Source organism: Thalassotalea montiporae (assembly GCF_053485855.1).
Map to the genome: position 1 here is coordinate 305,108 of NZ_JBQRUO010000004.1, position 21,574 is coordinate 326,681.

Genomic DNA, 21,574 nt, shown 5'->3' on the forward strand with positions numbered 1-21,574 from the left:
TAGCGAATTGTATAAACGAGTGAAATTTGACTAAATCGATAACTGTAACAACGGTAACAGGTATAGAAGCCCAGCATATTCAGTGGCTGGATGAACGTCACGGTATAAACCATCAGGTGTACCATGCTTGGCAATCCATGGTTGAGGCCGCTGCTCACGAGCAACTAACATTAACACTTGCCAGCAGCTTCCGCTCTTTTGATCGACAGTTGAGCATCTGGAATAGAAAGTTTAATGGCGAACTGCCAGTACTTGATGCCAATGAGCAAGCAGTCGATATGAGCTCGTTTAGCGATTTAGAAAAAATCAAAGCTATTATGTTATTCTCTGCCCTGCCCGGCGCCAGCCGCCACCATTGGGGAACAGACCTAGATGTTTACGCAAGTAACCTGCTTAGCGACAATCAAACGCTCAAGCTTGAGCAATGGGAATACCAAACAGGCGGCCCAATGCACCGGTTAAGTACATGGCTTGCTAAGCACGCTAGTGACTTTGGCTTTTTCTTTCCTTACGATAACTACCGAGGTGGCGTTGCAGCAGAGCCTTGGCATATATCACATTTTGACAGTGCTAGCGATTTTCAAACTAGCTTAACCCTAGATTGCCTAGCCGATTGTATTAAACAGGCAGAAATTGCCGGAAAATCGGCTATTTTGAGTAATTTAGACGAACTCTACGACACTTATATTATGAATATTGGAGCTTATCCGCATGGATAATCATTGGGTAGTTATTCTAATTATCGTGGCGGTATTTTTATTTATCGTTGGTAACTTTAGTACAGTGCATAAAACAGCACAAAAACCGATGCGTAAAAAAGGCTTGAACGACTTGGAAGAAACCTTACCACGCAGTCCGAAAAAAGCGCAAGATGACGCATTACCTAGCTTTAACAAAACAAAAAATTTATAAGCCGCTTAAGTTTTTGCACGTAAGTTTTTGCGCGTAAGCAATGTAATAACCTAAATAACAAGTACTAGACGACGTCATCATTCTGGCGAAACAATTACTTAAAAACAAAAAACTCCGATAAACGGAGCTTTTTGTTATGTATTACTTGTTAGCACTCAGTAATACGCTTACAAATCTCGGAAAGAAAGCGCAGGTTCCATTACTGGGAAGATTTGCTCTAACACTTCTTTCGTTAATGCTTGTTGTTCACTATTGTAAATGGTTAGTGCGGTGCTTTGCGATTCAGCCAAGGGTTTCAAGTGGAATTGGTAGCTGGCGTTGCCAAGTTCAATAACCGGCACATCATCGCCCCAAATTCGATCCCAAAGGCTAATATCTGGTTTCGTGAAATCAACAAAGTAAATCTTTTTGCTTTCATTCAAATCTGCAATATCAAAACCGTATCGTTCAAAAAAGATCGGTAGGTTTGACCATAACAAGTCTGTTTCCATTTCAACCACGTAAGCCGCTTCACCCTGAGGGTTTTCACCAACAGTTACTAATTTTTGATTAGCGCGCATTAAGCGATTTTCTCGTTGCTGCAATCGATATTTATAATCAACAGTTGCTGTAACTTCGTTTAGCAACGCCATTTCCGCGCGATGCTTGTCAATAATGTTTGGTGTTTTAGTTGAGCCTGATTGGTCGGTTTTCATGTAGTCAATCATCGAGACTTGCAATGAAACGCTACGACCGTGTGGCTTAGTTGTTAGGTCAAAGCGAAAACGCATGCTTTCAGAGGCGTCTACTTGTTTGAAAATCCAGCCTGACTCTTCTTCACTGTGAAACCAATCAGACTCAAATGATAACGGTTTATCAGCAAGGCTATTAAGCTCAACACTGCTTTCCAGCAAGGTATCTTTAACGGCTAATTCAATGAATTCTGCTAAGTCCTTGTCTTCAAGCACTTTATCAAACCAAATAATGGCATCATCATTTTCTGGCACAACACGCGAAGATGCTGCGATAGGCAAAACCAGCGATGGTGCTCGAACATCAACTGCTTGACCCACTGGGCCTTGGGTATTTTTAACACTAGCAACCTCAAAGTCGTTCTTCGCTGCTGGTTTATCCAGTGACTGCGGCACGACTAAAGGCGTTGCTTCTTCACCAGTTGCATATTCAAAATCGCCGGAAGCTTGGTTATGACGAACACTACTACATGCCGAAACGGAAAGTGCTAATACCGATAATAAAAGACTACGACGACTCATTAAATCTCCTGAAAATGTTGTGTTAAGTCAGTTAACGTTGCCGACATAACAGCCTGCCCTGCAGGAGTTAATTGGCATAAAGGCAAACGCATATGGGCGCTAGGTAAACGGTTTATTGCGCTCATCGCCCATTTAACTGGGATCGGGTTTGACTCAACAAATAAATGTTTATGTAATTTTGCCAACTGCTGGTCAATTAACTCAGCTTGCTGGAATTTTTCTTGTTCTATAAGCTGCTGTATTTGCGCCATTGCCTTTGGCATTACATTAGCGGTCACTGATATTACACCGTCACCACCGAGTTTACAAAACTCTGTGCCAGATTCGTCGTCACCGCTAAGCAGCGCGAAGTTTTCTGGGCATAACTGGCGATGTTCATCTATGCGAGATAGTTCACCTGACGCATCTTTGATGCCGCAAACGTGAGATAGTTCCGCAAGCAGGCTGACAAGCTTTGGCGATAAATCACAGCCTGTGCGACTTGGCACATTGTAAAGCAGTATGGGTAATTCGCTTGCTGCGTTAATCGCGCTGTAGTGTGCTAGTAAACCTTGTTCAGTTGGCTTGTTGTAGTACGGGGTGACCGTTAAGTAGCCATCGATACCGGTATCGTTGAGTTGCTTAGTGAGCTCAACAGCGTGTGCTGTGGCATTGGAACCATTACCGACAAGCACCTGAATACGCCCTGCACTATGTTTTGCGCTCTGTTTTGCGCTAAAGCGAGCGAGCTCAATTTTTTCATTATCTGATAGAGTTGCAGACTCACCCGTTGTTCCAGCGATTACCAGCCCTTGCGAACCTTGAGCTATATGCCAATCAATCAACTGAGCTAAGGCGCTATAGTCTATTTGCCCTTGCTCGGTAAATGGCGTAATTAAAGCGACAATGCTTCCTCTAAACATACCCGTAAACTTGTTAACTATTTTCACTACAACAAACTGCGCTCATGGTACTTGGCAGTCATGCTAATAACAAGGTGAAAGCCGCTTAGTCGATGATTTGTGGCGATAATTCCACCAGTAGCGATAATTTTTTGTAGGTAACTAATAATTTAAGGTTAAGTAAGTTACAATGCCGCCCTTTATTTATTCAAAAAACGGCGACGAATGTCTCAATATCTTGTACTAACTGCCATGGGCGCAGATAGAAACGGTAGTGTCAGTGAGCTTACTAACCTAGCAAGCGAGTGTGAATGTAATATTCTTGACAGTCGTATGGCGATATTTGGTAAAGAATTTTCCTTCATCATGTTACTGCAAGGCGACATGCGTGCCATCAATCAAATTGAAGCGCGTTTGCCCGCCATGGCCGTTGAGCTTGAACTTATCACCATGATGAAACGTACCTCTGGCTACCATACGCTCGATAAGACTCAAATGTACTCGGCAGAATACACGGGGATTGATCAGCCTGGTATTTTAAAAGCGGTTACCGCTTTTTTTGCAAATCGACAGATAGATATCTCGTCATTAAAGTCAGATATTGACCCTGTTACCAATAATATGAGCGCCAGCATTGAATTTACGGTTAATCAAGACACCAGTATTGACACAATCGAAACTGACTTTTTAGAACTTTGCCAGCAGTTCGATATTCAAGGCTGTATCCATAAGCAGTAGCTAGGCGGCTACGTACAACCATCAGCAATGCTATAACAAATATAACGCAGGATTTAGATATGAATACACTACAAGTTGGCGATACTGCCCCATTATTTACGTTACCTGACCAAAACGGCGATGCGGTATCATTACAAGATTACATCGGCAAACAGCAAGTACTTGTATACTTTTACCCAAAAGCAATGACGCCTGGTTGTACAGTGCAAGCACAAGGATTAAGAGATAGTAAAAGTGAGCTAGACAACCTAAACACTGTTGTCTTTGGTATTAGCCCTGATGAAAGCAAACGTTTAGATAAATTTTGCCAGCGCGATGAGCTTAACTTCACTTTATTATCAGATGTAGATCACAAAGTGGCTGATGACTTCGGTGTTTGGGGATTGAAAAAGTTTATGGGCAAAGAATACGACGGTATTCACCGTTTAAGTTTTTTAATTGGCTTAGACGGAAAGATTAGTCACGTATTTAACAAGTTTAAAACGAAAAACCATCACGAAGTCGTATTAGAAGTACTTAACCAAGTATAAGCTTATTACTGGTTACATTTACCTTTTACAGACAAAAAGCCCTGCTTGAGAGTTTAACAAGCAGGGCTTTTTTATTTTTACGTGAAGCTAAGTTATGCGCCTACGTTAACTGCGTTACGCAGTTACAGACTGTTCCTCGTCAAGTGGCGTATTTGGAAACGCATTAACAACGGCTTTCACTAATGTTGCCAGTGGAATAGCGAAAAATACGCCCCAAAAGCCCCACATGCCGCCAAAGAAGATAACTGCGATGATAATGGTCACCGGATGTAAGTTTACCGCTTCGGAAAACAACACCGGTACTAGCAAGTTACCGTCGAGAACTTGAATAATACCGTAGGCTAGCATGACATAACCAAATTCTGGACTAACGCCAAATTGGAACAAGGCCACTAACATCACAGGTAGGGTTACTAGGGTTGCGCCAACGTAAGGGACGAGTACAGACAAACCAACCAAAACACCAAGTAGCACTGAATAGCGTAAATCTAAGAAAATAAAGGTCACCGTGCTTACTGCGCCAATAATCAATATCTCGATTAACTTGCCGCGTATATAGTTAAGGATCTGCTGATTCATTTCCTTACCGACTTGACTCGCCATGCGACGCTCTTTCGGTAAAAATCGACTAAAACCTGTCAATAATTCTCGCTTATCTTTTAGGAAAAAGAAGATCATGATCGGCACAAGTATTAAATAAATAATCAAGGCGACTAAGTCAGAAAGTGAGTTTAACGTTGCCTCAATCGCCACTTGTCCCCATTCCAACAATTTGTCGTTTGTCAGCGCAATCATATGCTCTATTTGTTCAGCTTGAACAATTTCTGGATATTTTTCCGGTAACGTCATCAAGTAAGTTCGGCCTTCCGTGACCATATGCGGCACTTCTTGCATCAAGTTCGTGCTTTGCTGCCACACTATGGGCATCAACCCTAAGAAAGTGATTAACGAGACACCGACAAATGCAGCAACCACCATAATCACCGACCAACTGTGGCTAATTCCGGCATTAGTTAAGCGGTTAACTGGCAAATCAAGTAAGAAGGCAATCGCCATTGCCACAAATACTGGCATTAGCAAGCTGCTTAGGAAATATACCGCCAAAAACGCCGTCACCAGAATAACCACGAGCGTGACGGCATGCGGATCTGAAAACTTGCGCGTATACCAGTCTTTAAAAAACCTGACCATAAAATTGTTACCTGATCCTAATATTGAGTTCTTGAATCCCATCATCAATGATGCTTGACGTGTATGGGTAATTAAGTTTGTCGAGCAATTTGGGAATATCGCTCTTCGATCCCGTGTCTTTTATTAATAATCGACAACTATCACCAATTTTCATTTTTTTCAGTAACACTCGCAGCTTAACTAAAGGCAACGGGCACACTTCACCACTGGCGTCATACTGATAATTCATTGTAAATTGTTACACAGCTCTTTTGTTTGATTATCTAATTTGCGACAATCGAATACAACAAGTGTCGTAGTTTAATTTTGTTTTCAACCATTTGTGTATATATGCTGGATTTACCTGAAACAGTCGATTTAAAAGAAATAAACGCTTTAAAAAAGCAGCTCACTTGGGGAGATGTTTCAGCGCTCTATCATATGGTCGCCAGTTCGGCAGGTGAACTTGATGGTATCCTCAGTCACGGGTTTGAAAGTGGCTACACCAATATTTTAGATAAAAAGTACTGGAATCTAAATTTACTAAAAGGCAATGTTGATAATAGTGGTGAGATAACAGTTGCGATTAAGCCACAAGTCAGCCTGCGTCATGTATACAACGACATGGGCTATGAGCTTCATTGCTACCCTGTCATTCGCGGTCAACGAATGAATCACAACATGATCGATCACCCTATGTGTCCATTTCAACGCTGGATCCCTGAAGCAATGCGTCGCTTATTTCGCGTTAACAGTTTAATGTCATTTATTATGATAACCGCTGAAAACGGCGATCAAGCGGATGTCGCGCTGATTCGTCATATTTACCGCAGAGTAGAAAGATTAATTGGCTATTTGGATGAATCATTTGAAATCGTTGAGGTCAAAGGACCTAATATCGCTAGATTTTTCCAAGAAGCCATCAAACATCACAAAGATGCACTTATCGCTGGTCTAGCTAACTCTAATAACAATGAAGTGGGATAATTTTGTTTAAGCTTAAACCTGTTTTACTCAGTATTGGTCTGTGCTTAACCATTGGTAGTTCTCCTATTAATGCACAACAAGACAAAAATGAATTACCTGAAATAGGGGCTGCCGGCTCAAGTATTTTATCAATCGATAAAGAACGGGTGGTCGGTGACGCCATGATGCGCCATTTAAGAGCCACACAACCTATTTTGCACGATCCGGTGATCACCGAATACCTTAACCACCTTGGCAACCGCTTGGTTAGAAATGCGCAAGACGTTAACTATAAATTTAAGTTTTTTGTGTTAAACAACAATGAACTTAATGCTTTTGCCTTCTTCGGCGGTCATGTTGGTGTACACTCTGGGCTTATCACCACAGCTGATACAGAAAGTGAGCTAGCGTCAGTACTTGCCCATGAAATATCGCACGTAACTCAGCGGCATTTAGCGCGCCGACTGGAAGCGCAATCAGCCAACCAACCGCTGACACTCGCGGGTATGCTCGGTGGGGTTTTGCTGACCTTAGTTAACCCAACCGTTGGTATTGCGGCGCTAAGTACTAGTGTTGCGGCTAGCCAGCAAGCCTCATTAAATTACACACGAGGCAACGAGAAAGAGGCAGATCGCGTCGGCATCGCGTTATTGGTAAATAGTAATTTTGATCCAATGGGTGCACCGAACTTTTTTGGCAAGATGGCTGAACGGTTCCGCTATAAATCTAAGCCGCCGGCAATGCTATTGACCCATCCACTGCCAGAGTCTCGAATTAGTGATGCCCGTTTAAGAGCACAAAATTACCCAAGAACTCAGCTGCCACCTAGCCTAGAATTTGAGTTGGCTAAAGCGCGCATTCAAGCGCGATATCAAGGTGAGCCGAAAAACAATATCACGCAATTTCAGCACATTCTTAAACAGCAACAGTATGCCATTAAAGAAGCGGCTAACTATGGTTTAGCGCTTTCCTACTTTGCCAATGAAGATTATAACCAAGCAAGGCAGTTGCTAGAACAACTGTTAGCTAATGACAATCGTAACTTGTTTTATGTTGACGCATTAACTGATACCTACCTCGAACTAGAGGATTTTCAAAGTGCAATCGACATGTTAGCAGCGCTAAATTTACTAATGCCGAACAACCAAGTGGTTGCATTAAACTATGCTAATGCACTGCAAAAAAACCAACAATACGCTCAAGCTGAACAAGTGCTACAAGACTTCTTACTCGTCAAACCAAAACACTTTATTGCTTACGATTTACTCAATGAAGTTTACCGCAAAGCGAAAAAAACAGCGTTGATGCATTCCACACAGGCAGAAGTTTATGCCCTACTAGGCGCTTTCCCTAAAGCAATTGACGAGTTACAAACTGGCTATAATTTTGCGGAAGGGAAACCACTAATCCAAAAGCGAATTAAAGCCCGTATTTTACAATTTGAAGACCAACAAAATAAACTAAAACGCTTGTAAACCATTGCTGCAAGCGTATCTAACATGTAAACACTGAGAAAATTTATGTTAACTATTTACCATAATCCACGCTGCTCAAAGAGCCGCCAAACACTTCAACTTATCGAATCTGCTAATGCTGAGCATGAAGTAGTGGAATATTTAAAAACTCCATTGTCTGAAGATGCACTGCGCGATTTAGCAAAAAAATTATCGGTTGCACCTATTGATATGATGCGCACTAAAGAAACCGAATTTAAAGAGCAAGCACTAAAAGGCGCAGATGACGATACATTATTTGCCGCCATGGTCGCCACCCCTAAACTAATGGAGCGCCCCATTGTGGTTAAAGGTGAACAAGCCGTTATTGGTCGTCCACCCGAAAATGTTAGTGCCTTGCTTTAGCCCATTAGTTAAATAGGCCTTAACTTCAATGAAATCCATCAACACTGTAACCTATAAGAAAATAGCCCTAATTGGCTACTTTGGTTTATTAGCATTTATGCCACTGTGGTTACTGGTGCTTGAACCAAGCTCACTTGGCCCTTGGCTAGCGTTAGTTTTATTCGTAGTACCGTTATTTTTTCCAGCTAAGGGTATGTTAAAAGGAAATCCTTATACCTTTGCCTGGTCTAATTTTATAGTTATGTGGTATTTCCTACACAGCTTGACCAGTTTATGGGTGTCAGCTAATAAGCTTTATCCATTGATTGAACTAATATTTGCCAGCCTGATGTTTTTTGGTGGTACTTATTACGCGAAATATCGAGGTCAAGAGCTCGGGTTAAGTATCAGAAAGAAGAAAGGTGAAGAGTAACTCCCTTTATTTAGAGTCATTCACAGGAGTTTTAGCATGAATAAAAAACTAATTAACTGTGCATTTATCATTGCCTTGCCAACGCTTTATAGCTGCGGCGGTGGCTCCTCGGGTGACTCAACAACTCAACCAAGCCCTAACAACAGTGGCAGCGCAGCAAAAAACGCTGAGATTGTTATTGATGGCAACAACATTAGTACTAATCAGGCCGCCGAGCTCATCCTATATGCACCTGATACTAACATTTCCAACATCACTTGGTCGCAAACCAGCGGACAAACAATCGACCTTGTCACAACCAATCACAAAGTTTTATCGGTAGTTCCGACAGAAAGTGGCAACTATGAATTTCAAGTGAGTTTCAATGAAAATGGGCAAGCGAAAACCTTAAACGCTGCGATTAACGTATCCGCGGACAACGCCACACTTTCCATCCCGACGGGACAAGCCGTATTAGCGCAGAATAAAGTATCACTTCGCCTATTTAGTGGGCAAAATGAAGCCGCCACCTTATCTAATGTCAATTGGCGACAAACCCAAGGGTCTTCAATAAGCCTCAGTAGTACCAGTGACAATGTATTGATTTTTAACGCGCCAGCAGTTTCACAAGACACGCTTTTCTCATTTGAAGTCAGCGCTAATGTTAATAACCGTCAAGCGTCTGAAACTGTCACGATATTGGTAGAACAAGCTGAAAGTATTAGCAATGCAGCCTATTTTGATGAACGCGTTGCCCGCGTATTTCCGTATAACCCAAACAGCCCCTATGCGAATCAGTTAGCTAGTTGTGTTTATAGCAATGCTCTCAATTCCTCATGCACATTAGAGCGACTTCCACTACTGGCACAACAAACGTTAACACCAAGTGTCGATGATGTGATGAACAGAGTAGTCGTCTCTCATCAATGGATGGGCGATAACTTTAAAGCGTTTTTAGAGCAACTCGACCCACACGATGACTTTAAACAGTTACTCAGAGCAACAACAGCGGTTGTAATTGCCTATGATGTTAGACCGTCATTTTACTGGGCGGCAACTGGCGCAATCTATCTGGATGCAGAGAACTTTTGGCTAACACCACGACAGCGCGACACAATTAACGAAGCGCCAGATTTTCGTTCAGGTTTAGGCGATGATTTACAATTTGCGATTCCATGGCGTTACGTTAAAGACAACGATTACGCATTTGAATTTTACGCTAAAGATGAGCGAGTAGAACGTCCGCTTTCAGCACTTACCTACCCACTTGGCTACTTGCTTTACCACGAGCTTGCCCATGCCAATGATTTTTTTCCACAAACTAACTGGTCATCGCTAAATAGCCAAGCCCGCGTGTTAGATGTTGCACTAGATAATGCGGCCCGCTCTGAGCTGCTCACCGCATTTAGTCCACTGGAAAGCCAAGTAATGAAAGATTTGGCGCAAGTACGCTACAACACGGGTAATGCAACAGACATTCAAAAGGCGTATTTACCACAAGATGTTCGTACACTGTTTGAACCAGACAAGGCAGTGCATTTTTATGGTTTTAGCACTGAACGTGAAGACTTTGCCATGCTCTTTGAAGAGTTAATGATGCAACATAGATATGGCGTACAGCGTGATGTTGCGGTCACTAACAACCCTAATAACGTCAATGATAATCGCAACGACTACATCGTTGAGTGGGGACAGCGTGGCCGATTATCTCAACCACAAATTGTTGAACGCGTTGCTTATACAACCAACTTTGTTTATCCAGAATTCGACGCACAAGCGGCAATAGCTGAACTTCCTGCAGCAATTCCTTTTGTTGCTGGTGACACTTGGCGAGACAATCTGTCACTAAGCCCAAACACTAATGGCCGAGCAAGGGCAAAAAATGCTAACGGTGACAACTCTGCAAACTCCAGTCATCGTCAATACCATTACTACAGTAAACCTTTACCGAAACGCAGTAACAAAAATCAATGACTAACCTAGTTGATAGAGCGTTGAACAAAAGGGCAAGAAAGAGAAAAAAGTGACGAAAAGCGCTGAACAAGCTGTTTAGCTATTGGCTAGCGCTTCTTTGATAAATGGAATGGTAATTTTACGTTGTTCACGTATCGACAACTTGTCGAGCGTATCCAAGTATTGAATTAAAGCGGTTGTGTCACGACTAAAGTGATTCAATAGATACTTAATTACATCTGGTTGAATATTTAAGCCGCGCTGACGGGCACGCCTTGCAACCACCGCCATTTTCTCATCGTCGGTTAATTGTTTTAGCTGCTCAACATAACCCCAACTCAATCGTGATTTAAGATCTGGTAACTCTAATGACAAATCTTGCACTGAATTTGTGCCTGCAATAAGTATTTGCTTGCCCTGCTCTTTAACGCGATTAAACAGGTCAAAAATTGCTTGTTGCCAAACCATATTGCCGCGAATCAGCTGAATATCATCAACACAAATTAAATCGATTTGTTCAAGCCCTTCCAGCACTTCAACTGGCATCTCAATAATCTCAGACATTGGCAGACACAATGAGGTTTTACCTAAGCTGTCGGCATAGTTGCTGGCGGCGTGCAATAAATGAGATTTACCAGCGCCTGATAAGCCAAATAAATAAAAACTATTGACCGTTTCAATCAAATCCGGTTGCGTTGAATTTTGCGTTTTATGACTATGCGAAAACCTTAGTTGACTGACGAAATCCCGTAAAATTTTGAGTACCGTCAGATTCGTATTGCCAGTATAACTCTCAAACGTTTCATCATCAGGCAAGTGCACAGCCAGTGCTAATTGTGCATCTTGCTTCATTGTTTTCTCCAATAAAACACAGGGTTTGCACCTGGCTCTTCGCCAACTAACGGGTCGATATACTGTTGTAGTTGATCATTTAATTTAAGTGACGCTAACAAGGCTTTTTTCGAACCGAGTAAATTAAGCTTAAATGTTCTAGTTTGTTCTTCTGCTTCGACTAAAGTTACCGACTCTACCGCTGACAAAGCAGTTAGAAATTGGTGAATTTCTACATAGCTTGTTAATGAGTCAACATTAGCCACGTCGATTAGCAATTCATTGTTCAAATCGGTAGATAGCGCGTAGTCTTGATAAACCACAGACGCAACATCTTTTAATACTTGTGATAATAGCGCCGCCACATCACTTCCTTCATAGGTTTCACCAAACTGCTGGCGTTCGGCCAATAGCGACCAATCAACCGCATACCAACTAGGTTGTTGGCATAGCACGCCTTCACATGCCACTTGCTGATCTTGCTCGCTCAACAAGCTACTGTTTGAAATTCGAATAATTAAGTTGGCATCAACAAAGTATCTTGCCGCTGCTTGTTCAGTTGCATCGGCAAATCGCCCCCACAAATCGGTTACGTTTACTTGCAGCGTGTCTTCCAGATCCATTAATGGTAATAATAGCGGCAGGCCACGCTGCTCAGAAAAATCATTCACTTGTTTGGGCCAAGAAAGTCCAGCTGATTCAGCCACTACTTCACGATTCAAGTCGTTTTCATTTAACAGCCAAACTAAAATCTGCGGGCGTAAGCTCCCCCAAATGGCTAGGTTTTGTTGTTGGAATAATTGGTTGATTTTGTTTTCATCGAACATCGCCACGAGAAAGAGCTGTTCGCTATCGCGCTCGTAGCGGTATTGCGTGAGATATTGATTGTAACGATTTAACTGACGCTTTACTTCGCCATTGATTAATACCGATTCTTGACCACCCACTTTAAGTAACACAGCCGCCATGGCTTTTTTAATTGCTTGGTTGCGATCTTTATTTGCTTGCGAGTCAACCGCGACTTTTGCTTGATACAAATCAGTTACTTCAATCGCTGCTGCTGAAAATATGCTAAATGTGGTTAAAATTAATACCAGCGCGTGGAACATTTTGTTTAATTGAATCAATTTCATAGTGTCGATCTTAACATAACTAGCGACAAAGTTTTCACTTAAAAATAATTTCTGATAAAGATTTTATCTCCCTAAATGCGCTGTTAGAATATGCGCTTTCAAAAATCCTTTTGAACAATTTGAGGTTTCTCGTGAGCGAACAAAAGCAATCCCTAAGCTATAAGGACGCTGGTGTCGATATCGATGCAGGCAATGAGTTAGTAGAAAACATTAAGGGCGCGGTAAAGCGCACAACTCGCCCAGAAGTAATGGGTGGTTTAGGTGGATTTGGCTCGGTTTGCCAATTACCAACTGGTTATAAAGAGCCTGTGTTAGTAGCGGGTACAGATGGCGTTGGCACAAAATTGCGTTTAGCGATTGATTTAGCAAAACACGACACGGTTGGTATCGATCTTGTTGCTATGTGTGTTAACGACTTAATTGTTCAAGGGGCAGAGCCACTATTCTTCCTTGATTATTATGCAACCGCTAAGTTAGACGTTCCAGTTGCCGCAAGTGTGGTTAACGGTATTGCTGAAGGCTGTGTGCAAGCAGGCTGTGCGTTAGTTGGCGGTGAAACTGCTGAAATGCCAGGCATGTATCATCAAGGCGATTACGATATTGCTGGTTTCTGTGTTGGCGTTGCTGAAAAATCAAAAGTACTAGACGGCCAAAAAGTTGCCGCTGGCGACCAACTTATTGCTCTTGGATCTTCTGGCCCGCACTCAAATGGTTACTCATTGATTCGCAAAGTGCTAGAAGTCAGCGGTAGTGACACCAACGAGCTACTTGACGGTAAATCAATTGGCGAACACTTACTTGAACCAACCAAGATTTACGTTAAATCAGTGCTTGCGTTACTAAAAGAAGTAGACGTTCATGCACTATCACACATTACCGGTGGTGGCTTCTGGGAGAATATTCCACGCGTACTGCCTGAAAATGCTAAAGCAGTTATTAATGAAACATCTTGGCAGTGGCCAAGCATTTTTAATTGGTTACAAGAAAAAGGTAATGTTACAACCCATGAAATGTACCGTACCTTTAACTGTGGTGTTGGTATGATTATCGCTGTGCCTCACGATGCTGTTGAACAAAGCCTTGAAATTCTTAAGGCACACGGCGAGCAAGCTTGGCACATTGGTGAAATCCAAACCAAAGCAGAAGACCAAGAACAAGTCGTTATTGGTCAGGAGTAAGCTAAATGTCCTGCCGAATTCTCGTTTTAATTTCTGGCAGTGGGACTAATTTGCAGGCGCTTATCGACGCCTGCAAATCGCCAGATTATCCGGGCCAAGTGGTTGGCGTATTATCGAATAAAGCTGACGCTTATGGCCTAGAACGTGCTGCCAACGCCGATATCGCCACCACTACATTATCCCATCGTGATTTTGCCACTAGAGAAGCTTATGATGACGCCTTGATGGCAGCCATTGATAAGTACCAACCGGATGTTATTGTGCTTGCTGGCTTTATGCGCATTTTAACGCCTGCATTTGTTCAACATTATCAAGGTCGACTTGTTAATATCCATCCTTCGCTGTTACCCAAATACCAAGGCTTGAATACGCATCAGCGCGCCATAGATGCAGGTGATGACGAACATGGTGTTAGTGTACATTTTGTGACTGAAGAGTTAGACGGTGGCCCAGTTATTCTGCAAGCAAAAGTGCCTGTATTTGAAAATGATACAGCCGACGAGCTTGCCGCTAGGGTTCATGAACAAGAACACCGTATTTATCCACTTGTCGTCAAATGGCTATGCCAAGGGCGATTAAAAATGGTGGACGAAAAAGCAATACTTGATGACACACCTTTGCCTATGTCAGGATATGCAAGCGAAGATTAATAGCAATCTTTGGCGTACATTCCTGATGAGGTAATTTTGATGTTGAAAAAATGGCTATTAGCCGCATTGGCTGCTGGTTCATTAAGCGCTTTATCACCTGCTTATGCATCCCAAGGTGAACAATTAGCGTCCCCTCTTGTAAGTCCTTTTACTGCGCAATATACCATATTGCGCAAATCTAAAGCTGTTGGCAGTGCAACACGCGAACTTGAATACTTAGATAATGGTTTAGCGAAGTACAGTTATCACACTGATATTGAGTGGATGATTTTTTCTGATCGCCGCGCCGAAACTTCGATTGTCGAAGTGGCAGGCGGCAAAGTAACGCCAAGCCATTATACCTATAACCGTGAAGGCACTGGTAAAGACAAATATTATGAATGGCAATACGATGTTAAAGCCAATCAAGCAACTAATGTAAAAACAAAGCGTACTCGCGATATAGACTTTCCTACCAATATTCAAGACAAGCTTAGCTATCACCTACAAAACCGTTTGAACTTAATAGCCAATGATGGCCAAGCACAAAAGCCGCAACATTTTGTTTATCCGGTGGTTGGTACCTCTGGCAAAATCAAAAATTACGTTTACGAGTATGATGGCGAAGAAGAATTAATGCTGCCGTATGGTTTAGTAAAAACGATTCGCTTAAAACGTGAAGTGGTAGACAAAAAGCGGGTCACCTATGCGTGGTTTGCACCTGAACTTGATTATTTGATGGTGAAGTTATTTCAACAAAAAGGCGGCGTTGAGCAGTTTCAAGCACAATTGTCTTCTTTGACTGTTAACTAAAAGCTCACTTAGCACAAGTTCACTTGCAATAACGATAAACTAACGTTTTTGTCAGTCGCTAAATGGCAAATACCAATCCGTCATTTCTATAAAAATTAAACAGCAACACATGGTTGCTGTTTGATTTCTGTATTAACCAAAGCATGTATAAAGTAGTCGCTTTTAAGTTGGCGAGCCAAACACACAGAGCCCTTTGTTAAACACATGCCACTGCCCTGCTTCCATCTTGTGCCATTTTTCATTATTAGTGAGCGGCTGAGTGGCAATAACAGTCACTATGTCGGTTGAGCTCGTTTCTTTTTTGAAATCAACGACGACATCGGCATCAATTAACTGTGCTTGGCCAAAAGGCGCCCGTCGGGTAATCCAGTGAAGGTTATTTGAACAGAATGCAAATAAGCTCTCGCCGTCAGATAAAATTAGATTAAACACACCCAGCTGATTAATTTGCTGCGCGTGATCGGCAATAAAATTAAACAACACTTCCGATGTTGGTTGGGTGCGACCAAACGCTATATAAAGTTGATCGAGCAGCCAACAAAACGCATGCTCACTATCGGTTGTGCCAACAGGTATATGATGCTCAACTGGCAACGCCTCAATAAAATCTTTCAATTGGCCATTGTGGGCATAAGTCCAATTTTTACCCCAAAGCTGACGAACAAATGGATGAGTATTCTCTAAACAAACTGCACCTGAATTAGCTTGGCGTATATGGCAGATCACAGACTCGCTCTTAATCGGGTAATCTGTCACTAACTGGGCAATTTTGGACTCGGCACTCGGCATGGGATCTTTAAAGCTACGGCACCCTTTACCTTCATAAAAAGTAACCCCCCAACCATCTTTATGGGGCCCAGTATTGCCACCACGCTGCATTAAGCCAGCAAAACTAAAGCAGATATCCGTTGGCACATTCGCACTCATCGCCAAAAGTTCACACATAGACGCTTCATTTACCTCAATTAAAAGCTAATAACCTAGCCACCATGATCTAGCAACGATGATAGTGACAAGCCAAATTACAAAAACTAGATAACAAAACCTAAAAACAAAAGCCAATAGATTGGCTCGCTAAGCTCGAAATTATAACGCTTCAACAAAACTTACGTGAGATTTATAGATTTATTCGACATTTTAATTGAATTTTTTTCATCTACGAGCTAACCTTTAGTGGTCTGACCTCTTTAATAAGTAAGGAAAGTAAGTGGAAACTTTAATTTGGTTCGCCAGCGCAATTGCCCTTAGCTGGTTTATGGCTTATACCAGAGCCGCTCTAACAACCTACACCTTAGTATTTGGCATACTGATGGTAGTAGGTACTGTATTTAACGTTGTTTCTGTTATTGGTTGGTTAATTTTTGCCGCCATCGCATTACCTTTAAACATGACAAGCTTCAGAAAGGAATACATCAGTAAGCCTTTACTTAAAATGTTTAAGGGCATCATGCCTGAAATGTCTCGTACCGAAAAAGAAGCGATTGACGCGGGTACAACTTGGTTCGAAGCTGATCTATTCCGTGGTAACCCGGACTGGCAAAAGCTTCATAACTTCCCTAAACCACGTTTATCGGCGGAAGAGCAAGCATTCTTAGATGGCCCAGTTGAGCAAGTTTGTAAAATGGTTGACGATTGGGAAACCACTCACGAGCGTGCTGACTTATCTCCTGAGATTTGGCAATACTTAAAAGACAACAAGTTCTTTGCCATGATCATCAAAAAAGAATACGGTGGTCTTGAATTCAGCGCTTACGCACAATCTCGCGTATTACAAAAACTAACGGGTGCTAGCTCAGTATTAGCAAGTACAGTTGGTGTACCTAACTCTTTAGGCCCAGGTGAATTATTACAGCACTATGGTACAAAAGAGCAGCAAGATTACTACCTACCACGCCTAGTAAAAGGTGAAGAGATCCCTTGTTTTGCATTAACAAGCCCAGAAGCGGGTTCAGATGCAGGCTCTATCCCTGATTTCGGTATCGTTTGTAAAGGCGAATTTAACGGCGAAGAAGTCCTTGGTATGAAGCTAACATGGGACAAGCGTTACATTACACTTGCGCCAGTTGCTACTGTACTTGGTTTAGCGTTTAAACTTTACGATCCAGAAGGTTTAATTGGTGAAGAAGAAGACCTAGGTATTACCTGTGCCCTAATTCCAACTGACTTAGACGGTGTTATTACCGGTCGTCGTCACTTCCCATTGAATGTGCCATTCCAAAATGGTCCAACACAAGGTGAAGAAGTATTCGTACCGCTTGATTTTATTATCGGTGGCCCGAAAATGGCTGGTCAAGGCTGGCGTATGCTAGTTGAGTGTTTGTCTGTTGGTCGCGCAATTACCTTGCCGTCAAACAGTGCTGGTGGTGTTAAATCTATCGCGCTTGCCACAGGTGCTTACAGCCGCATTCGTCGTCAATTCAAACTACCTATCGGTAAAATGGAAGGTATTGAAGAAGCATTGGCACGTATTGGCGGTAACGCTTACCTAATGGATGCTGTGACAACTATGTCAACAGGCGGTATCGACTTAGGCGAGAAGCCATCGGTAATCTCTGCCATTGCTAAATACCACTTAACCGAGAAAATGCGTTCATCTGTGACAGATGCGATGGATATTCATGGTGGTAAAGGTGTTTGTATGGGCCCTGCTAACTACTTAGCACGCGGCTATCAAGGTGCACCAGTTGCTATCACGGTTGAAGGTGCAAACATCCTAACCCGTAACATGATTATTTACGGTCAAGGTGCAATCCGTTGTCATCCTTACGTTTTAGCTGAGCTTGAAGCGGCTGGTAATAGCAACTTTAAACAAGCATTAGATGATTTCGATCACGCATTATTTGGTCACATTGGTTTCGCAACAAGCAATATTTTCCGCAGCTTATGGATGTCGTTAACGGGCTCTCGCTTTGTTAAATCACCATACAGCGACGGTACGCGCCGTTACTACCAATTGTTAACACGTTTTAGCTCTAACTTAGCAATGTTATCTGATATTGCGATGTTAACCTTAGGTGGTGATTTAAAACGTCGTGAACGTATTTCAGCACGCTTAGGTGATGTATTAAGTCACTTATACTTAGCCTCAGCAACATTGAAACGCTTTAATGACGAAGGTCGTCAATCTGCTGACTTACCAGTATTACAATGGGCAGTTGAAGACAGCTTGTACCAAACACAAGTTGCAATTGACGAGCTAATTAGCAACTTCCCTAACAAAGCAGTTGCAGTCGCGTTACGTGCGGTTATCTTGCCATTTGGTAGCTGGTTAACTAAGCCATCTGACAAACTAGACCATGCTGTAGCTAAGATTCTACAAACACCATGTGAAACGCGTAACCGTATTGGTCAAGGCCAATACTTAACTCGCGAGCCAGAAAACGTTGTAGGTATGCTTGAGCAAACGTTAGACGACATTCTTGCTGCCGAGCCAATTTACGATAAAGTGTGTCGTGCTGTTGGTAAAAAGCTACCTTTCTTCCGCTTAAATGAAGTGGCTGAGCAAGGTCTGGCGGCAAATGCCATCACGGAAAGTGAAGCCGAGCACCTGCGTAAGACTGAGTTAGGTCGTAAAGCTGTAATCGATGTAGATGACTTTGACCCAATGGACCTGCCTGCGGCAAAATCATTACTCGCAGAAATGGCTGATAGCCAAGAGCATGCTGCTTAATCGTTAGCGCTAATAAAACATAAATAAAAAACCTGCTTCGGCAGGTTTTTTTATGCTTTGTGAAAAACCAACAAGTGATTTATCGTTATGATTTTAAATAACATTATTTCCTTAAGCTAAGATTTCAGCGTACATTTGTGACAAACATAACGGTACCTGTTTAAAAAAAATATCGGTAATATGTCATTTTTATGAAAGATATCTCACACCACTCATAAACTTAAAATAATGATTGGGATATCAACAAGTAGTGATGGAGTAAAAATGCTAACTGGATTGCCTAGCTTTATTTTAATGCCTTTTGCTTTTGCCTTATTTTGTTTAAATTTAGCTTTTAGCGGTACCTTAGTTTTTCTCGGTGGTTTGTTTAAAACACTTATACCTTTTAAGCGCTTTCACTATTTATTACACCGTCCTATGCACACGGTATATCGCCTTTGGACATACAATAATACGCTGATATTAAGACTAATAAATCGCGTAGAGTGGCAAGTTAATGGCGCAGAGAACCTAAGTAAAGACGCTTGGTACTTAGTTTTAGCCAACCACCAAAGTTGGTTAGATATTTTGGTGATCGCTGAAGTTGCCAGACAGCATACGCCAGAGCCTAAATTTTTCCTTAAAGAATCATTGAGAAAAGTACCATTTTTAGGAATGGCCTGTTGGGCGTTGAATATGCCTTTTATGAAACGCTACAGTAAAGCTTTTATCGAAAAGCATCCTCACCTAAAAGGCCAAGATATCGAAACAACGAAAAAATCTTGCCAGTCGTTTAGAGATCATCCAACTACCATTATCAATTTTGTTGAAGGTACGCGTTTCACGAAAAGCAAACACGAGAAGCAAAAAAGCCCATTTAACTATTTGTTAAAACCCAAAGCAGGTGGTATTGCCTTTACGCTAGCGACCTTGGGGGAGCAATTTGACAAGGTACTCAACGTTACCCTGCTCTACCCAGACAACCCAGGCCATGTTATGAAAGATATGCTTAAAGGTAAGTTAGGTAAAATTGTTGTTAACATCGAAGCGATTGATATCGAACAAGCGATGATCGGCGACTATTTTGATGATATTGAGTTCAAAGAAAATTTCCAGCTATGGCTAAATCAGCAGTGGCAAGAAAAAGATCAGTTAATCCACCAACTCTACTGTCAACACGAGCAAGAACAAGTGCTAGAGACTCAAGTTAACCAGCATAGATCGGTATAATTTAGCCTTTAAAACGCTATAAATACGCAAGAGCTTTATTTATCTAAAGGCAATTAATAGCTCTAATCAGTTATTAACGTATTCACTATATAATGCTGTGGCTGGTAATACATGGAGCACAATATCAACGCTAAAGTGGGCAACTATGGCCGACACAAGGCCGAATCGCCAAAAGCACCAGCCGTATAAGCTACCCACTAATATATTACCCCAAATAGTTGCCCAAATCGCGAAATTAGTGAACGCTTGAAAAGCAGCGAGTTGCGGTAAGTGAGCCAAACCAAATAATGTCGCAATAAATACAATAGCAAGCTTTACCATAGCTTCTGAAGGTTGAATTTTTCCTGTCAACTGACAAAAGATATAAAGCACTAATGTTAACAAACCAAATCTAAACCAAACCTCTTCACCAACCGCGGCACCAAACGATACGAGTATGCCCCCTTCTAATCCACGAAAACCGTATTCAGGTAGTGCTTGAGGTAAATATGGATGCAGCAAGTCGCGAAGTAAAAGCAATAAAACTCCAAGAAATACTCCAAAACTGATGGCATAAACGATTCCTGCACTCATTCCAGTAAACCTTAGCGCGGGCTCTCTCGGCTTTCTATCAAGCGGAGAGTGTCCATTGAAGTCGAGTTGATCAATTCTCTGTGTGTTCTGTAAACCAAGTCCTAACTTCGAGCCTAACACTAAGCCTACCCATAATGCTGGAATTGTTAACACAGATAGGAAGCCAAGGGTTAGTGGGATATTTACAGCGATTTCTTGTTCGCTGCTATATGACAAGTAAATTTGATTCGCTAACTGAGCAAAAAGTGTCAAAAAGAAAAGACATAAACCAACGATAAACCGATTTGGCCCTACTTTTACTCGCTCATTCATCGACTAACCTACCAATTATCAAAATAATTAAGAAGTATGCTAAGAGAAACTGATTTCAAAGACGAGAAGTCGTTTGTAAGTAATCGTTTATAGCGGGTGTCAAAACATGCGTTATGAACAGATAATAAGATTAAAGGTAAACTCGAAAAGTAAAGTTTTTGAGGGAATAATTAAATTAGAGCAAGGAAAGTAAACATGATTGCTCAAGCTGTTATACAGTGGAAAAACAAATAGAGAATAAGAAATAAAAGTGTTGGTCTCGAGAAAATGTTTTTCTAGTAGACATTCAGTAAATATTGGCGGAGTGGACGGGACTCGAACCCGCGACCCCCGGCGTGACAGGCCGGTATTCTAACCAACTGAACTACCACTCCGCAGTATTTACTATTTAGGTAGTTATATTTAATAGAACTTAAATAAGTAACCTAATAGAAGTTTTGTATTCAACAATTTGTTTGTTTTGTTTCTGTTACTTATCGATTAAGAATGTTGGCGGAGTGGACGGGACTCGAACCCGCGACCCCCGGCGTGACAGGCCGGTATTCTAACCAACTGAACTACCACTCCGCAGTA

Annotated in this window: 22 protein-coding genes and 2 tRNA genes; 14 read left to right on the forward strand and 10 right to left on the reverse strand. The window is 41.9% G+C overall.

Translation table 11 applies throughout. The features are described 5' to 3' along the window. Positions 1-26: 26 nt before the first annotated feature. The gene (locus ACSLUR_RS14105; RefSeq protein WP_448555561.1) at positions 27-719 is read left to right on the forward strand and encodes a M15 family metallopeptidase; all 693 of its coding nucleotides are present in this window, start codon (positions 27-29) and stop codon (positions 717-719) included. Continuing rightward, positions 712-912: a hypothetical protein gene (locus tag ACSLUR_RS14110; protein WP_116000098.1), complete on the forward strand. Its 201-nt coding sequence runs from the start codon at positions 712-714 to the stop codon at positions 910-912. The genes ACSLUR_RS14105 and ACSLUR_RS14110 overlap by 8 nt, the downstream gene beginning before the upstream one ends. A 167-nt stretch (positions 913-1,079) precedes the next feature. Here the strand turns inward: ACSLUR_RS14110 and ACSLUR_RS14115 are convergent, their stop codons facing one another. Both ACSLUR_RS14115 and dapA read right to left on the reverse strand, forming a co-directional pair. Next, entirely contained in the window at positions 1,080-2,165 is a 1,086-nt protein-coding gene (locus ACSLUR_RS14115; protein ID WP_448555563.1) for an NlpB/DapX family lipoprotein, read from the reverse strand. Then, positions 2,165-3,094 carry a 4-hydroxy-tetrahydrodipicolinate synthase gene (gene dapA, locus ACSLUR_RS14120; protein WP_448555565.1) on the reverse strand — a complete coding sequence of 310 codons (930 nt, stop codon included), beginning with the start codon at positions 3,092-3,094 and terminating at the stop codon, positions 2,165-2,167. The genes ACSLUR_RS14115 and dapA overlap by 1 nt, the downstream gene beginning before the upstream one ends. 177 nt (positions 3,095-3,271) lie before the next feature. Between dapA and ACSLUR_RS14125 the strand changes: the two genes are divergently transcribed. Continuing rightward, entirely contained in the window at positions 3,272-3,784 is a 513-nt protein-coding gene (locus tag ACSLUR_RS14125; RefSeq protein WP_116000095.1) for a glycine cleavage system transcriptional repressor, read from the forward strand. A gap of 59 nt (positions 3,785-3,843) precedes the next feature. After that, positions 3,844-4,314: a thioredoxin-dependent thiol peroxidase gene (gene bcp / locus ACSLUR_RS14130; RefSeq protein WP_116000094.1), complete on the forward strand. Its 471-nt coding sequence runs from the start codon at positions 3,844-3,846 to the stop codon at positions 4,312-4,314. A 114-nt stretch (positions 4,315-4,428) separates the two neighbouring features. Here the strand turns inward: bcp and ACSLUR_RS14135 are convergent, their stop codons facing one another. Both ACSLUR_RS14135 and ACSLUR_RS14140 read right to left on the reverse strand, forming a co-directional pair. Continuing rightward, the gene (locus ACSLUR_RS14135) at positions 4,429-5,505 is read right to left on the reverse strand and encodes an AI-2E family transporter (RefSeq protein ID WP_116000093.1); all 1,077 of its coding nucleotides are present in this window, start codon (positions 5,503-5,505) and stop codon (positions 4,429-4,431) included. Positions 5,506-5,512: 7 nt separating this feature from the next. Continuing rightward, positions 5,513-5,734 (reverse strand): sulfurtransferase TusA family protein, encoded by a 222-nt coding sequence (locus ACSLUR_RS14140; protein ID WP_116013257.1) that lies wholly within the window; start codon positions 5,732-5,734, stop codon positions 5,513-5,515. Positions 5,735-5,835: 101 nt separating this feature from the next. Between ACSLUR_RS14140 and ACSLUR_RS14145 the strand changes: the two genes are divergently transcribed. The 5 genes from ACSLUR_RS14145 to ACSLUR_RS14165 are packed head-to-tail and all read left to right on the forward strand — an operon-like array spanning position 5,836 to position 10,674. Further along, positions 5,836-6,471, forward strand: coding sequence for a hypothetical protein (locus tag ACSLUR_RS14145; protein ID WP_181901730.1), 636 nt, complete (start codon positions 5,836-5,838; stop codon positions 6,469-6,471). A 2-nt stretch (positions 6,472-6,473) separates the two neighbouring features. Next, positions 6,474-7,925 (forward strand): beta-barrel assembly-enhancing protease, encoded by a 1,452-nt coding sequence (gene bepA / locus ACSLUR_RS14150; protein WP_448555569.1) that lies wholly within the window; start codon positions 6,474-6,476, stop codon positions 7,923-7,925. Positions 7,926-7,970: 45 nt separating this feature from the next. Beyond that, positions 7,971-8,309 (forward strand): arsenate reductase (glutaredoxin), encoded by a 339-nt coding sequence (gene arsC / locus ACSLUR_RS14155; protein WP_448555571.1) that lies wholly within the window; start codon positions 7,971-7,973, stop codon positions 8,307-8,309. Between the two features lie 28 nt (positions 8,310-8,337). Then, the gene (locus ACSLUR_RS14160) at positions 8,338-8,721 is read left to right on the forward strand and encodes a DUF2069 domain-containing protein (protein WP_448555573.1); all 384 of its coding nucleotides are present in this window, start codon (positions 8,338-8,340) and stop codon (positions 8,719-8,721) included. A gap of 36 nt (positions 8,722-8,757) precedes the next feature. After that, positions 8,758-10,674, forward strand: a complete 1,917-nt coding sequence (locus tag ACSLUR_RS14165) for a hypothetical protein (RefSeq protein ID WP_448555575.1) — start codon at positions 8,758-8,760, stop codon at positions 10,672-10,674. Between the two features lie 75 nt (positions 10,675-10,749). Here the strand turns inward: ACSLUR_RS14165 and hda are convergent, their stop codons facing one another. Continuing rightward, the gene (hda, locus tag ACSLUR_RS14170; protein WP_448555577.1) at positions 10,750-11,505 is read right to left on the reverse strand and encodes a DnaA regulatory inactivator Hda; all 756 of its coding nucleotides are present in this window, start codon (positions 11,503-11,505) and stop codon (positions 10,750-10,752) included. Continuing rightward, complete coding sequence (locus ACSLUR_RS14175; protein ID WP_448555579.1) at positions 11,502-12,617, reverse strand: DUF2066 domain-containing protein; 1,116 nt, start codon at positions 12,615-12,617, stop codon at positions 11,502-11,504. The genes hda and ACSLUR_RS14175 overlap by 4 nt, the downstream gene beginning before the upstream one ends. Before the next feature lie 131 nt (positions 12,618-12,748). On the opposite strand from ACSLUR_RS14175, the gene purM reads away from it, so the two are divergent. The 3 genes from purM to ACSLUR_RS14190 are packed head-to-tail and all read left to right on the forward strand — an operon-like array spanning position 12,749 to position 15,237. Then, positions 12,749-13,795 carry a phosphoribosylformylglycinamidine cyclo-ligase gene (purM, locus tag ACSLUR_RS14180; protein ID WP_448555581.1) on the forward strand — a complete coding sequence of 349 codons (1,047 nt, stop codon included), beginning with the start codon at positions 12,749-12,751 and terminating at the stop codon, positions 13,793-13,795. Between the two features lie 5 nt (positions 13,796-13,800). Further along, positions 13,801-14,445: a phosphoribosylglycinamide formyltransferase gene (gene purN / locus ACSLUR_RS14185; protein WP_448555583.1), complete on the forward strand. Its 645-nt coding sequence runs from the start codon at positions 13,801-13,803 to the stop codon at positions 14,443-14,445. A 39-nt stretch (positions 14,446-14,484) separates the two neighbouring features. After that, positions 14,485-15,237: a DUF3108 domain-containing protein gene (locus ACSLUR_RS14190; protein ID WP_448555585.1), complete on the forward strand. Its 753-nt coding sequence runs from the start codon at positions 14,485-14,487 to the stop codon at positions 15,235-15,237. Between the two features lie 162 nt (positions 15,238-15,399). Here ACSLUR_RS14190 and ACSLUR_RS14195 read toward each other — a convergent pair whose 3' ends face one another. Next, positions 15,400-16,182: a class II glutamine amidotransferase gene (locus tag ACSLUR_RS14195; protein WP_448555587.1), complete on the reverse strand. Its 783-nt coding sequence runs from the start codon at positions 16,180-16,182 to the stop codon at positions 15,400-15,402. A gap of 262 nt (positions 16,183-16,444) precedes the next feature. Here ACSLUR_RS14195 and fadE point away from each other — a divergent pair, with 262 nt between their 5' ends. Then, a complete protein-coding gene (gene fadE, locus ACSLUR_RS14200; protein ID WP_448555589.1) occupies positions 16,445-18,907 on the forward strand; it encodes an acyl-CoA dehydrogenase FadE in 2,463 nt (820 codons plus the stop codon). A 264-nt stretch (positions 18,908-19,171) separates the two neighbouring features. Then, on the forward strand, positions 19,172-20,116 hold the full coding sequence (yihG, locus tag ACSLUR_RS14205) for a 1-acylglycerol-3-phosphate O-acyltransferase, YihG family (protein ID WP_448555591.1): 945 nt from the start codon (positions 19,172-19,174) through the stop codon (positions 20,114-20,116). A gap of 66 nt (positions 20,117-20,182) precedes the next feature. Here yihG and ACSLUR_RS14210 read toward each other — a convergent pair whose 3' ends face one another. The 3 genes from ACSLUR_RS14210 to ACSLUR_RS14220 form a co-directional block, all read right to left on the reverse strand. Then, complete coding sequence (locus ACSLUR_RS14210) at positions 20,183-21,001, reverse strand: CPBP family intramembrane glutamic endopeptidase (protein WP_448555593.1); 819 nt, start codon at positions 20,999-21,001, stop codon at positions 20,183-20,185. A 297-nt stretch (positions 21,002-21,298) separates the two neighbouring features. After that, positions 21,299-21,375, reverse strand: a tRNA-Asp gene (locus ACSLUR_RS14215). A gap of 116 nt (positions 21,376-21,491) precedes the next feature. Next, positions 21,492-21,568 (reverse strand) — tRNA-Asp (locus ACSLUR_RS14220). Positions 21,569-21,574: the final 6 nt, after the last annotated feature.

Bases quoted from the DNA above. Each gene is read 5' to 3' on its own strand.
- ACSLUR_RS14110 (WP_116000098.1), top strand. From the start codon at position 712: ATGGATAATCATTGGGTAGTTATTCTAATTATCGTGGCGGTATTTTTA.
- ACSLUR_RS14115 (WP_448555563.1), bottom strand. From the start codon at position 2,165: ATGAGTCGTCGTAGTCTTTTATTATCGGTATTAGCACTTTCCGTTTCG.
- ACSLUR_RS14125 (WP_116000095.1), top strand. From the start codon at position 3,272: ATGTCTCAATATCTTGTACTAACTGCCATGGGCGCAGATAGAAACGGT.
- bcp (WP_116000094.1), top strand. From the start codon at position 3,844: ATGAATACACTACAAGTTGGCGATACTGCCCCATTATTTACGTTACCT.
- ACSLUR_RS14135 (WP_116000093.1), bottom strand. From the start codon at position 5,505: ATGGTCAGGTTTTTTAAAGACTGGTATACGCGCAAGTTTTCAGATCCG.
- ACSLUR_RS14140 (WP_116013257.1), bottom strand. From the start codon at position 5,734: ATGAATTATCAGTATGACGCCAGTGGTGAAGTGTGCCCGTTGCCTTTA.
- ACSLUR_RS14145 (WP_181901730.1), top strand. From the start codon at position 5,836: ATGCTGGATTTACCTGAAACAGTCGATTTAAAAGAAATAAACGCTTTA.
- arsC (WP_448555571.1), top strand. From the start codon at position 7,971: ATGTTAACTATTTACCATAATCCACGCTGCTCAAAGAGCCGCCAAACA.
- ACSLUR_RS14160 (WP_448555573.1), top strand. From the start codon at position 8,338: ATGAAATCCATCAACACTGTAACCTATAAGAAAATAGCCCTAATTGGC.
- ACSLUR_RS14165 (WP_448555575.1), top strand. From the start codon at position 8,758: ATGAATAAAAAACTAATTAACTGTGCATTTATCATTGCCTTGCCAACG.
- hda (WP_448555577.1), bottom strand. From the start codon at position 11,505: ATGAAGCAAGATGCACAATTAGCACTGGCTGTGCACTTGCCTGATGAT.
- ACSLUR_RS14175 (WP_448555579.1), bottom strand. From the start codon at position 12,617: ATGAAATTGATTCAATTAAACAAAATGTTCCACGCGCTGGTATTAATT.
- purN (WP_448555583.1), top strand. From the start codon at position 13,801: ATGTCCTGCCGAATTCTCGTTTTAATTTCTGGCAGTGGGACTAATTTG.
- ACSLUR_RS14190 (WP_448555585.1), top strand. From the start codon at position 14,485: ATGTTGAAAAAATGGCTATTAGCCGCATTGGCTGCTGGTTCATTAAGC.
- ACSLUR_RS14195 (WP_448555587.1), bottom strand. From the start codon at position 16,182: ATGTGTGAACTTTTGGCGATGAGTGCGAATGTGCCAACGGATATCTGC.
- yihG (WP_448555591.1), top strand. From the start codon at position 19,172: ATGCTAACTGGATTGCCTAGCTTTATTTTAATGCCTTTTGCTTTTGCC.
- ACSLUR_RS14210 (WP_448555593.1), bottom strand. From the start codon at position 21,001: ATGAATGAGCGAGTAAAAGTAGGGCCAAATCGGTTTATCGTTGGTTTA.